Here is a 12,993-nt window from a genome sequence, read left to right as displayed (position 1 = left end):
CCTTTATTTTTTATCCATAATTTTTTTCAGAATTCGAATTAATTCTGCTTGATCATGTTCATCTAAATGTTCAACTAAGATTTCATCAAACGATTTAAATTTGCCCATAATATCTTTATATAACTTATCACCCTTCGGCGTTAAATAAATTTCTTTTCTTCTAATGTTATTCTTGGGAACTTTTCGTTCAATTAATTCTGCTTTTTCCAAGTTAGAAACGATACTTGAAATGGTTGGATTACGTCGATGTAACATCTTAGCTAAATCACTTTGGATAATACCTGGCATTTGATGCACCACCTGAAGGACATGCCCTTGTTGCGGTGTAATTGGCATATCTTTAACGATTTGATCATGGTAATAATGACCAACTTCCCGGATTAATCTTTGAATTTCTGTACCATTCGACATAATTTAACCTCCATAATTGTTGACAGTTAGATATCTAACTATTATACTTAGTTTTCGTTAGTTAGATATCTAACAATTAGAAGTATAACAGTTACTTTTTTAATTTTCTACTGTTAAGGAGGAATTTTTATGGATCGTAAACAAACCCCATATTCAAAAGATAAATTCAATTTTAAAAACTTTCTCGGTTTAATTCGTAAAACGAAACCGAAATATTGGCAACTTTGGTTAGGTTTAGGACTCGGTTTAATCGCTACCTTCGCTCAATTATTGGTACCCAAAGCAGCTCAATCAATGGTTAACAACTTTTCTCACGGAGTTAGTGCTGTTTTAATTGGTGGCGTGATTGCCCTTTTCATTATTAGTGCGTTAGTCAATGCACTTTCTGGTGCTTTACTAGGATTCTTTGGTGAAAACGTCGTTGCTAATTTAAGAAAACTACTCTGGAACAAAATTCTTCGTTTTCCAGTCCATTACTTTGATAATGTTAAAACGGGAATGATGACATCGCGTTTAGTAAATGATTCTGATCAAATCAAAAACTTATTGGCAGTTTCATTTCCTAGTTCAATTACATCAATCTTCCAATTAGTTGGTGCTCTTGCCATCATGCTCTTCATGGATTGGCGTATGACTTTAATCATGTTCACAGCTGTTCCATTAGTGATGATTGTAATGCGTCCCGTAATGAGAAGAACTCGTCAAATTGGTCGTCAACGTCAAGATGAATTAGCTGACTTCTCTGGGAAAGCTGAAGAAACTTTAAACGAAATTCGGTTAGTTAAATCATCAAATGCCGAAAATTATGAAGCTAAAAGTGGTAATAAAATGGTTAATAATCTTTACCACATCGGTTTAAAAGAAGCCATTTACGATTCCATTGCTAGTCCCTTGATGGGAACAGTCATGATGGCTTTAATCGTTGGAGTTCTTGCCTATGGTGCTCACCGAGTTGCCACTGGCACGATGACGATTGGTACGATGTTTGCGTTCTTGATGTACCTCTTCCAAATCATTGGACCAGTTAACTCAATGGCACGTTTCTTCACTGATTTATCAAAAGCCAATGGTGCAACTGATCGAATCCAAGATTTAATGGGTGAACTTGAAGAAGACTTTGATAATGGTGTTGATTACAACGTTGATGGTAAAGAACTCAAGATGGAACATGTTAGTTTTGCCTACGAAAAAGATCAACCAATTCTAAAAGACGTTAGTTTTACTGCAAAACCTAATGCCACAATTGCCTTTGTTGGACCTTCTGGGAGTGGTAAGTCAACCATTTTTAGCTTGATTGAACGTTATTATCAACCAAATTCAGGTAAAATTGTGATTGGTGATCAAGAAATTGACAATATCTCCCTTGAAGATTGGCGGAAACAAATTGGTTTCGTATCTCAAGATTCAGCTATCATGGCTGGGACCATTCGTCACAACTTAACTTATGGACTTGAAGATACCTTCACTGATGAACAACTTTGGCACGTGCTTAAATTAGCTTATGCGGATGGATTTGTGCATGAAATGTCAGATGGTCTTGATACGCAAGTTGGTGAACGTGGTGTGAAAGTTTCTGGTGGTCAACGTCAACGTTTGGCAATTGCTCGTGCTTTTCTCCGCGATCCAAAGATTTTAATGCTTGATGAGGCAACTGCTAGTCTTGATTCTGAATCAGAAGCAATGGTACAAAAAGCCCTTGCAGAATTGATGAAGGGTCGCACTACTTTGATGATTGCTCATCGGCTTAGCACAATCGTTGATTCCAATGACATTTACTTCATTGATCATGGTGAAGTTAGTGGTCATGGTACTCACGAAGAATTACTTAAAGAACTTCCAATGTATCGTGAATACGTTAAAATTCAATTTAAACAATAAAGTATATAGTAAAAGCCTCTCATCTTGCGATGAGAGGCTTTTTGATTAGTCATGTAAATGATAGTTAAAAGTTGAAACAATGATGTTTTGACGAGAATTTAAAGCGGCTCGTAAACGTAAACCAGTTTGATTATGAAGTACGTGTTGCCAATGACTCTTTGGTACAAATTGTGGCACCAAGACGGTCGTTGAGTAATCACGAGCATCATCTTTTCTGGCAACTACATCACAGAAACGAAGAACTGGTTCATTAATTGAACGGTATGAAGTATGAATATTAACAAACCGAATATCAGGATATTCAGCCTTGAATTTTTCTTCATTCTTCTTTTCGTGTTCAGGATTTGAATCCATGGAAACGTGGACTGCAACCACTTCATCCCCGATTGATTGAGCATAACTCAATGCCTCACGGGTTACTTGGGTAACATTACCAACTAAAACTAACACAGTTGAACCAACAAAATGACGTTGTTCTTGTTTTTCAAACATATTTTCAACACGAAGCTGTTTGGCAACACCCACATAATGACGATGAATCTTGTAAAACATCGTCAAAATCAATGGCATAATTACTAGATATGGCCAGACGTCTTTGAAATGAAGTGCAAATAAGAAAAGCACTAATCCCAATGAAATGAAAGCTCCGACAAAGTTAATTAAGATCTTACCAGGCCAGAATCCTTCTCGTTCGCGTAGCCAATGCACAATCATTCCTGATTGAGATAAAGTAAATGGTACGAAAACCCCAACTGCATATAGCGGAATCAATAAGTTAGTCTTACCATTAAAAATCGCAATTAAAATAATTGCACCAATAGCAAGAGAAATAATTCCGTTTGAATAACCAAGTCGATCCCCTTTATCAAGGTACGCATGAGGAAGATATTTGTCTTTCGCCATGTTGTAAGCCAAGATTGGGAAAGCTGAGAAACCAGTATTTGCAGCCACTGCCAAAATCAAGGCCGTTGACATTTGTAATACATAGTAAAGCACACCGTGACCAAAAACACCGATCCCGATTTGTGATAAAACAGTATCTTTTTCACCAGGAATAATTCCCATGTAGTAACTCAAGAAAGTAATTCCAGCAAAGAAGGCAGCCAAAATAATAGCCATTAAGGCTAATGTATTCGCAGCATTTTTACGTTTGGGTTTCTTGAAATTGGGAACAGCATTACTAATTGCTTCAACCCCAGTTAAAGAAGCTGAACCAGATGAGAATGCCTTGAAGAATAGAACCAGTGTCATCCCTTGTACTGAAGCATTTAGAGGTGCCGCAGCGTGATAAGGAATTTTACCAGTTGCAATATTATAAGCTCCTAAACCAATCATAAAGACAATCATGAAAATAAAAAGATAGACTGGAATCACTAGGAAAGCAGCTGAATCCTTCATTCCCCGAAGGTTTAAAATCATAATTGCAATTACAATCGCAATGGCAATCGGAACTTGATAGTTATACAACGCCGGAATTGCTGAAGTAATCGCTTCAGTTCCTGACGTCGTGGAAACCGCTACGGTCAACATATAATCGACCAAGAGTGATCCACCAGCAACTAGTCCAGTAGTTTCACCCCAGTTAGTTCTTGCAACCACGTATGCTCCCCCACCAGATGGGTAAGCATAGATAATTTGTCGATATGACAAAGTAATTGCTGCAAGTAAAACTAACACTAGCAAGGCTGCCCACATTTGGTACATCAAAGCAGCTGTTGATAAAGTAATCAATACGGCTGTAATTTGTTCAGTACCATAAGCCACTGATGACAAAGCATCAGATGACAAAAGTGCAAGTCCCTTAAATTTAGTCAATGACTGTCCTGACTCATCTGTACTTTTGAGCGGACGTCCAATAATCAATCTTTTTAAATATCGCCACATGAAACTTGCTCCTATTTAATAATTAATTTGTGTTCTTAAGCATGGTGTTAATTGTACTACAAATCTTAATGAAAAAAAAAGAAAGTCCGCAAATTTGCGAACTTTCTTTAAATTTTATATTACATCATACCTGGCATACCTTGTGGCATTGCTGGCATGCTGTTATTCTTTTCTGGTTTATCAGCAACAACTGCTTCAGTTGTTAATAACAATGATGAAACAGATGCAGCGTTTTGAAGAGCTGAACGACTAACCTTGGTTGGATCAACAACTCCAGCAGCAATTATATCTTCATACTTGTCATCCGCAGCATTGTAACCAATCCCTGGTTTTTCTTGTTTCAAGTGGTCAACTACGACAGCACCATCAACTCCGGCATTAGCAGCGATTTGTTTAACCGGTGCTTCAAGGGCACGAAGCACGATATCAACACCAGTCTTTTCATCACCAGTAGCTTCAACTGCTGCAACATCTTTAAGAATGTTGATAAATGCAGTACCACCACCAGGAACAAATCCTTCTTCAACGGCTGCACGAGTAGCGTTCAAAGCATCTTCAATCCGGTACTTACGTTCTTTAAGTTCAGTTTCTGTCGCAGCACCAACCTTGATAACTGCAACTCCACCAGCTAATTTAGCAAGACGTTCTTGAAGTTTTTCTTGATCAAAGTGTGATGTAGTTTCAGCTAATTGGTTCTTAATTTCACTGACACGTTGAGCAATCGCTTCTTTGTCACCTTTACCTTCAACAATTGTTGTACTGTCTTTAGTAACTGTAACTGAGTTAGCTTGACCTAATTGTTCAAGGGTAACATCCTTCAAATCAAGTCCAAGATCATCAGTAATAACTGTTGCACCAGTTAAAACAGCGATATCTTGTAATTGAGCTTTACGACGGTCACCAAAACCTGGAGCTTTAACAGTTACAACGTTGAATGTCCCTCTCATCTTGTTCAATACAAGAGTAGGAAGAACTTCACCACCAATATCATCAGCAATCATTAACAATGAACGACCTTGTTGCACAACTGCTTGAAGCAATGGCATGATTTCTTGCATGTTGTTAATCTTCTTGTCAGTAACTAAGATGTAAGGATTGTCTAAATCAGCTTCCATCTTGTCTTGATCAGTTACCATGTATTGTGACATGTAGCCACGATCAAATTGCATACCTTCAACAACATCTAAGCTAGTTTCAACACCCTTAGAATCTTCAATGGTAATAACACCGTCATTACCAACTTTTTCCATGGCATCTGCAATCAAATCACCAACTTTTTTACTTGCTGATGAAATTGATGCGATTTGGGCAATGTCGTCTTTAGTTTTAACTTCGTGGCTCATCTTGTGAAGGCTAGCAACAGCTGCATCAGTAGCTTTTTCAATTCCACGACGAACACCAACTGGGTTGGCACCGGCAGTGACGTTCTTCATACCTTCTTTAACAATTGCTTGAGTCAAGACTGTGGCAGTTGTGGTACCATCACCGGCAACGTCATTAGTCTTTGAAGCAACTTCAGCAACTAATTTAGCACCCATATTTTGGAAATGATCTGGTAATGAAATTGCACGGGCAATTGTTACACCATCATTAGTAATAGTTGGGTTACCAGCAGTTTCTTCCAAAACAACGTTACGTCCCTTAGGACCCATGGTAGTTTTTACTGTATCTGCTAATTTATCAACACCTTTAAGCATTTCGCTACGGGCGTCATCAGAAAATTTAATCTCTTTAGCCATTATAATTACCTCTTATTTTAATAATCTTAGTTTTATTTAATAATTGCGAGTAAGTCATTTTCGTGCATAACTAAATATGAGTTTCCTTCATATTCAATCTTAGTTCCGGCATATTTATCAAACATAACAGTATCTCCTTCTTTTACGACAGGAGTAACTTTTTCACCATTATCTAAAATACGACCGGCACCAACTGCAACAATCTTACCTTCTGTTGGTTTTTGTTTTGCGTTGTCCGCTAAAACAATGCCACCAATATTCTTTTCTTCTTGAGCTTTAACCTCAATAATTACACGATCTCCAATTGGTTGTAACACGATAAAAACCTCCAAAAATTATATATTTTTAGCACTCACAAAGTTCAAGTGCTAACTACAACTATTAATATAATACATCATGAGTAAAATAACAAAAAAATTGCTTAAAAAGATTATTATTAGAGATTATAAAGACAGGTAATCACTAAATAATGGTTATCTGTCTTTATAAAAACTATTTAATTATTTTAACTAACTTATCAAATCCATCATTTGAAGCAATAAAATCGTTAATTACATCATTATCTCTATAGCCTAATCCGATTCCAACAACTATTTCTTGATTCTTAGGAATGTCCAAAATTTTATGTAATTCAGGAGCAAATGTTGCAAAAGTATATGCTGTAATACTATCGATTCCTAAATTTTTGGCAGCTAGCATGATACTATCACCATATGCGCCTAAATCATACATCATCCAATCATTTCTAGGCTTTTCAACTGCTAAATAAACAACTACTGGTGCATTAAAAAGATGATTACTTTTTTCGTTCCAATCATTATTTTCAAATTTAGATAAGAAATTATTTCTCTCGTCTAACCATTTTTTCATATTATGTTGTTCATTATTGGGAAAATCATTTAAATGGGCATATTTAATATCACTATTATATTCTGCATGTTTCATTGCATTTTTATAATGCATCTTTTTCAATTCTTTTAATTTTTCCCCAGTAACAACATAAGTATAGATATGTTTACTATTAACCCACGATGCCGAATATTTAGCCATTTCAATAATTTTCAAAAGTGTTTTATCTGAAATACCCTCATTTTTAAAACTTCGAATTGATTTTCTAGTCTTGATAATTTTTTCAAAATCCATTATATTACCTCCATCTTTTATATTAAAAATATTATAATTAATATTAAATTTTTAAAAGTAGGTACTTTTTAGTAACTAGGAGAATAATATGGATCAATCATCTACAAAGTGGGACTGTGGCATTACTGAAGTTATCAATACAATATCTGGAAAATGGAAAATAAATATTCTTTGGATATTATTTAATAATGAAAAGATTGGATTTAATCAACTAAAAAGAAAGTTAACTGGCATCTCAAATAAAATGCTAATTAATTCTTTAAATAATTTAATTGAGAAAAAATATATTTCAAAAAATAAATATGGTACAAAAGCCCCATTTGTTTCAGAATATCAGTTGACATCCAAGGGTTTAAGCTTAATTCCTTTGTTACAGGAACTAAACCAGTGGGAAAATAATAATTAATTATCATTTGTCACAAAACACTTCTCTTCATGGTCATTTACCATCCCACTAGCTTGCATAAATGAATATGCAACAACCGGACCAACAAAAGAAAAGCCTAATTTTTTTAGTCTTTTACTTAAATTAGTTGCCGTTTCCGTAGTTTTAGGCCGTTCTTCTTGCTTAATGATCCGATGATTAATGGGTTTATTATCAACAAATGACCATACCAAATTATTAAACGTTATGCCGTCATTTTCTAACTTCACAATTGCTTTGGCATTTTTAATAATGGCATTAATTTTCATTCTATTCCTAATAATTGATGCATCTAGTAACAATCTTTCAACATCACCATCATCCATTTTGGCAACTAAATGATAATCAAAATTATAAAAAGCTTTTTCAAAAGCAACTTGTTTATGTAAAACAGTTGTCCAACTCAATCCTGATTGCATTAATTCTAATGAAAGTAATTCAAATAATTCTTGATTATCATGACTTGGTTTACCCCAGACATTATCATGATATTGCTTTAATAATTCATCGTTTCCTTTTTCGGCCCATGCACATCTCATTTTTTTCATATTATTATTTCCTTTTATAATAATTACGTAATTTAATAATAAATATAACGAATTTCACAATATTTATTCAATTAAAAAGACTGTCACCCAAAACGTGACAGTCTTTCTTTATATCTATTCATGCTTCATTTTCTTCAATTGTTTGTTTATCTCGCTAGCATTCAGCCTATTCCAAATAATCAAGCCAATCCATACAAAAATATAAATCACAATGAAATTAATAATCATAAAAGTTAATGATCTTAAATTAGTAATCCAACCATTTAAATAAAAAGTAACAAAGAAAATTATTAACGTACTGCCCAAATGAATTAAATAAGTTATCCCTGTACATATTTTTTCATTACCAATCATTTGCGACGTGATTCCCGTTAAAAATGAAGCAATTAAAATCGTAATAATACTAAATTTATTTACATCAAATGAATTATTTTGAAACATTAATACCATTAAATAACAAAATGATCCGATTAACATTCCAGTAATTCCGTGTTTTATACTTTCACTAATCCGTTTCATTAGAGACCTACCTTTTCTTTTAATTTACCCAAATAACGTCGACTAATCGTAATTTTTAGCTTATTTTGCATAAACGCCGTCATATTACCGGAAAATGATGCTTCTAACGATGAAAGTTGTTGGATGTTAATGACCGCATATTTAGAAATTTGCACAAAATTATCATTTAAACTTTCAATAATATTTTTTAAATTACCTTTAGTTTCCAATTCTTCATTAATTAGGTGATAAGTTAAAATATTTCCGTTAACTTCTACCGCAACTATCTCAGTTTGATTAACTAATTGAATTTTATCTTCAATTTTAACGGGAATTAATTCATCTTTGTCATTTAACTTCTCTAATTTAGATAAAAAATCAATTACATTCCTATTTAATTCATTACTTTTTACGTCGACTTCAATTTGACCACTTGGCAAACTATCATCTTGGATAAATTTAAATTTCAAAGACTAACCTCTTCTTAAAGCTATTTTTCTCATTTTATTTGATTTCAATATTAAGAATAATAATACAATACCCGCAAACAAAAACATAATTAACATTTCATGATTAAAGGTCATAATCCCGTTCCAATCAACATTTACGCCCATTAATTTTTTAAAACTAGCATCAGAAACTCGTTTAAAAGAATCATGTAATTGTTGTTTCATCAACACATCACGATACAAAGCAGCATCATATGGTGCAGGAGTTAATTTCATTAAAGTTTGAGCAAACTTAGGCACTAATCCGATTGGAATATATACTCCCGCAAAAAATCCAGCTGCAGTTCCTACAATTGAATTAACCGTCCCAACGCTTTTATTATTTTTGATAAAAGTCATAATAAAAGCATTAATAATCGTCCAAACCAAGCTACTTACAAGCATAATCGGTAAGATTTTCCAAAAGGTAGCTAAACTAAAGTGCAAACCATCCGTCACTTTGAAATAAATATCTAATACAAAATAAATTACGATTTGCATACAAACGCCAATGATAAAAGAACTAATTAAATATGCTAATTGAATATTTAAAAACGAAACCGGCGTAATGGCAAAGTCACGAATGGTTCCATTATCCCGGTCAGTAATCATTTGACCTATGGAATTTAACGTAGTTGTCACTGCTGTGACCGTTAAAGTTCCACCAATTAACCATGGATCTAGTAAAAGTTTGGTATCTGGAACATCTTGCCAACTCTGGAGAATATTGTGTTTCAAAAAAATAATGTAGAGTACGAACGAAATTAATGCCCCTACTAACGAAAGTAAAACATTACTCCAGCTGTTAAAATATAATTTCAAATTTCTTTTAATTAAACTTAGCATTATCTAATATCCTTTCCGGTTAATTCCATAAAGATATCATCCATTGTACTTTGATGATATTCGAAATTATCGATGATTGATTCGTTTTCATTTAAAAGTTTAATGGCTTCATTTTTATCAATATTATTAATTACAGCTTGCTGCCCAGCTTCTTTATGAAGAACTAAAGTATTTTTGGCATAATGCTTGCGAATGTTCTGCACGCTATCTTCAATTAACACTTTTCCACTATCAACAATATAAATTTTGTCTGAGGTTTCTGCTTCTTCTAAATATTGCGTAGTTAAAACAATGGTTACGTTCCATTCTTTACGAAGTTGTTCAATAACCTTCCAGATTGTCGTTCTGGTTTGAACATCTAATCCAGTAGTGGGTTCATCAAGAAATAATACTTCTGGACGATGCAATAATGCTCTGGCAATATCTACTCGTCTTCTTTGACCACCTGATAAAGTTCCATATTTTTGCTTCATGAATTTTTCAATTCCGATGGTTTTAGCAATTTCAAAGACATCTTTTTTATTTTGATACATGTTTGCACGTAACATTAAATTATCCTGAACAGATAGTTCTCGGTCTAAGACACTATTTTGAAACACAATTCCAATTTTATCGCGATACGCTTTTTTGGCAGGAATAATTCCTTCTAACTGAATTGTTCCTGAGGTAGGTTTTAATAATCCCGTTAACATTTCAATCGTCGTTGATTTTCCAGCTCCATTTGGTCCTAAAATGGTCACAAATTCCCCCTGGTTGATAGTTAAATCAATATGATTAACTGCTACTTTATTTTTATAAACTTTAGTTAATGATTTTGCACTTAAAAAACTCATAATTATCTCCTCCTGTTATGAGTCTAATTTACCGAAATATTTAATTTTTGTGCTTAATTTTCAGGTATGAGGTCAAAATATGTACTTTAGTGGTTACATTTTGGGTAACAAAAAAGACTGTCACGTTTAAAACGCAACAGTCTTTCGTTATTATTTAGTTTCCTAAGTCAACCTTAGGTGCTTCACTTGCAGTTGGAGCAGCTTGGAAGAATGGTTTGGTCTTCATTCCAGCATTGCTAGCTACGATACTACTTGGGAATGAAACAACTTTCCGATTGTATGCAGTTACTGAGTCGTTGTAATCACGACGAGTTTGGCTAATCCGATTTTCTGATCCTTCGATTTGCGTCATCAAACTAGTTACATTAGCTGAACTTGCTAATTGAGGATAGTTTTCGTGAACAGCATTAATCAAAACTTGAGTTTGTTTGTTCAAGTTATCAGAAGCCTTCACCTTATCAGTTGGCGTGTTTGCACTATCATATTGCTTTCTCGCATCCGCAATATTACCAAAAATCTTTTGTTCGTTCTTCATGTTACCTTTAACGGCTCCAACTAACTGTGGAGTTAAATCAGCACGACGTTGCAATTGCACTTCAACGTTACTCCATTGTTGATCAACATTTTGTTGTGACACACGTAAACTATTTTGAGCCATGATGTACCATCCGCCAATCGCAATTACTAGAAACGCGATCACACCAACGATGCTTAAAGTTATTTTTGTATTTTTAGTCATATTCTTTTCCTTTATTATTCTAATTAAAAATTAAATCCGCCACCGTCATCATCGCCGGATCCACCAAAGCCACTTCCAAAATCAGAAGCATCAAAGCCAGAATCACCGCCGAATCCGCCACCCATTGGCGGAAAGTTATCGTCATGCCAGTTGTGGTTATTGTGTATCAATCCGATTGCCGCAAATAAGATGGCTGTATTAACTAATCCATTGGTGACGAACCGTTTCTTTTGTTCATCAGATAAATCGTTAATGTATTGATCAGGATTGTGAATTCCAGCTTGTCTCATTTTAGCACGTAAATCAGCGTCATTATCAATCTGGTAATGTAATGTCGCATCTGCTGAAATTAGTTCTAAAGCATTTGCTAACCTGCTTTGAAATTCAGCATCATTACTAGGTAAACCGAACCAAGTTAACATTGCAATTTGACGCGTTGCATCATGGGTAAATTGGTCTATATTCCCAGGGAAATGATGTTGTAACGCATAATTATGAGCGGCATTACTAACCACTTGTAAATTTGCTTGTTGCCGTTGTTTTAGTTGAGTTTGATAATTTGCTAACGCTTGTGAAGTAATCAAATGCGTTTGGTAAAGTGGATTACCCTTTTTGATTTCAAGTTTAACGTCTTGTTCTAAACTAATTGGTTGCTTTAAATTAAGTGCATTTAGTAAATACCACCATTCTGGATTGCTTAGTTTATGCACATTGAAGCTATGTTGATGACGTAATTCATCCGTTACAAATTGATCTAACTGATTCAATAATTGGGGATCGTTGATTCCGTTTTGGGCGAAACGTTGTTTTGCTAATGTTACTTGGTCACGATTACGTAACTTAGGAATCACAAACTTGTACATTAAGAAACCAATCATGCCACAAACTACCAGCAAAAAGATTATAAAAGCAACGTTTGCTTGATTTCGTTGCATATCAGCAACTACACTATGTGAATTAACCCCAGGAGTAGGATTACTTTGTGAATCTTTCACACCACTTGGCGTCAAAATATTATCTTGATGTGCTTGCAAGTAATTTGCAATATTATCAGTTAACTCGCTAACCCCAGTATTGTAGTCTTGTTGCTTAAATGCCTGTTGAATCTGGCTAGTAACTAAGTTAGCTTTTGCTCCATCCGGTAAAGCTGCTTCTAAACCAGTTCCAACCTCAAGGCGATTTACGTGATCTTTGGTATTAATAACCAATAACATCCCGTTATTCCAGCCTTGTCGTCCGATTCTCAATTTCTTCATTTGGTCATGAGCATAGTCTTCAATGCTAGCTTCGCCCTTGGGTAGACCAGCAATGGTAATCACTGCCAACTGCGGATGCCCTTTAACCTGTTTCAATTTAGTTGTATTAATCTGATTAACTTGATTAATCGTGCTCTGATTCAAGACTTGGGCATTATCTTTTACCCAGGCGGATTCGTGGATTCCATCAGCATGTACTGTTTGTAATCCCACTAATCCACCTAAAAAAGTCAATAAAAAAAGAGCCACGATAAAATATTTCTTAAATGTGTCTCGCAAAATAAATTACCTCCGCTCTTTTTTACC

At 34.5% G+C, this 12,993-nt stretch carries 14 protein-coding genes; 2 read left to right on the top strand and 12 right to left on the bottom strand.

Annotated elements, in window-relative coordinates; all coding sequences use genetic code 11:
- Positions 1-3: 3 nt before the first annotated feature.
- Entirely contained in the window at positions 4-411 is a 408-nt protein-coding gene (locus ACQW5G_RS06395; RefSeq protein WP_429970643.1) for a MarR family winged helix-turn-helix transcriptional regulator, read from the bottom strand.
- Positions 412-540: 129 nt separating this feature from the next.
- On the opposite strand from ACQW5G_RS06395, the gene ACQW5G_RS06390 reads away from it, so the two are divergent.
- Complete coding sequence (locus tag ACQW5G_RS06390; protein ID WP_429970642.1) at positions 541-2,289, top strand: ABC transporter ATP-binding protein; 1,749 nt, start codon at positions 541-543, stop codon at positions 2,287-2,289.
- Positions 2,290-2,334: 45 nt separating this feature from the next.
- On the opposite strand, the gene ACQW5G_RS06385 is transcribed toward ACQW5G_RS06390, so the two are convergent.
- The 4 genes from ACQW5G_RS06385 to ACQW5G_RS06370 form a co-directional block, all read right to left on the bottom strand.
- On the bottom strand, positions 2,335-4,173 hold the full coding sequence (locus tag ACQW5G_RS06385) for an APC family permease (RefSeq protein ID WP_429970641.1): 1,839 nt from the start codon (positions 4,171-4,173) through the stop codon (positions 2,335-2,337).
- Positions 4,174-4,292: 119 nt separating this feature from the next.
- Entirely contained in the window at positions 4,293-5,912 is a 1,620-nt protein-coding gene (gene groL / locus ACQW5G_RS06380) for a chaperonin GroEL (protein ID WP_429970640.1), read from the bottom strand.
- Between the two features lie 32 nt (positions 5,913-5,944).
- Positions 5,945-6,229, bottom strand: a complete 285-nt coding sequence (gene groES / locus ACQW5G_RS06375; RefSeq protein ID WP_429970639.1) for a co-chaperone GroES — start codon at positions 6,227-6,229, stop codon at positions 5,945-5,947.
- A 175-nt stretch (positions 6,230-6,404) separates the two neighbouring features.
- On the bottom strand, positions 6,405-7,055 hold the full coding sequence (locus ACQW5G_RS06370; protein ID WP_429970638.1) for a nitroreductase: 651 nt from the start codon (positions 7,053-7,055) through the stop codon (positions 6,405-6,407).
- Positions 7,056-7,143: 88 nt separating this feature from the next.
- On the opposite strand from ACQW5G_RS06370, the gene ACQW5G_RS06365 reads away from it, so the two are divergent.
- Positions 7,144-7,461 (top strand): winged helix-turn-helix transcriptional regulator, encoded by a 318-nt coding sequence (locus ACQW5G_RS06365; RefSeq protein ID WP_429970637.1) that lies wholly within the window; start codon positions 7,144-7,146, stop codon positions 7,459-7,461.
- Here ACQW5G_RS06365 and ACQW5G_RS06360 read toward each other — a convergent pair.
- The 7 genes from ACQW5G_RS06360 to ACQW5G_RS06330 all read right to left on the bottom strand — a co-directional run bounded on the left by ACQW5G_RS06360 (position 7,458) and on the right by ACQW5G_RS06330 (position 12,900).
- A complete protein-coding gene (locus ACQW5G_RS06360; protein ID WP_429970636.1) occupies positions 7,458-8,027 on the bottom strand; it encodes a DNA-3-methyladenine glycosylase I in 570 nt (189 codons plus the stop codon). The two genes, ACQW5G_RS06365 and ACQW5G_RS06360, sit on opposite strands and share 4 nt — an antisense overlap.
- Positions 8,028-8,141: 114 nt before the next feature.
- A complete protein-coding gene (locus ACQW5G_RS06355) occupies positions 8,142-8,546 on the bottom strand; it encodes a DUF3021 domain-containing protein (RefSeq protein WP_429970635.1) in 405 nt (134 codons plus the stop codon).
- The gene (locus ACQW5G_RS06350) at positions 8,546-8,995 is read right to left on the bottom strand and encodes a LytTR family DNA-binding domain-containing protein (protein WP_429970634.1); all 450 of its coding nucleotides are present in this window, start codon (positions 8,993-8,995) and stop codon (positions 8,546-8,548) included. Before ACQW5G_RS06350 ends, ACQW5G_RS06355 begins: the two co-directional genes overlap by 1 nt.
- A 3-nt stretch (positions 8,996-8,998) precedes the next feature.
- A complete protein-coding gene (locus ACQW5G_RS06345) occupies positions 8,999-9,859 on the bottom strand; it encodes an ABC transporter permease (protein ID WP_429970633.1) in 861 nt (286 codons plus the stop codon).
- Complete coding sequence (locus ACQW5G_RS06340) at positions 9,859-10,692, bottom strand: ABC transporter ATP-binding protein (protein WP_429970632.1); 834 nt, start codon at positions 10,690-10,692, stop codon at positions 9,859-9,861. Before ACQW5G_RS06340 ends, ACQW5G_RS06345 begins: the two co-directional genes overlap by 1 nt.
- Positions 10,693-10,846: 154 nt before the next feature.
- Positions 10,847-11,446 carry a LemA family protein gene (locus tag ACQW5G_RS06335; RefSeq protein WP_429971897.1) on the bottom strand — a complete coding sequence of 200 codons (600 nt, stop codon included), beginning with the start codon at positions 11,444-11,446 and terminating at the stop codon, positions 10,847-10,849.
- Between the two features lie 8 nt (positions 11,447-11,454).
- Positions 11,455-12,900 (bottom strand): TPM domain-containing protein, encoded by a 1,446-nt coding sequence (locus ACQW5G_RS06330; RefSeq protein ID WP_429970631.1) that lies wholly within the window; start codon positions 12,898-12,900, stop codon positions 11,455-11,457.
- Positions 12,901-12,993 lie beyond the last annotated feature (93 nt).

The sequence above is a fragment of the Fructilactobacillus sp. Tb1 genome, assembly GCF_050500285.1.
GTDB lineage: Bacteria > Bacillota > Bacilli > Lactobacillales > Lactobacillaceae > Fructilactobacillus.
Note: the sequence above shows the minus strand (reverse complement) of the source record. Positions and strands in the feature narration are given on the sequence as shown.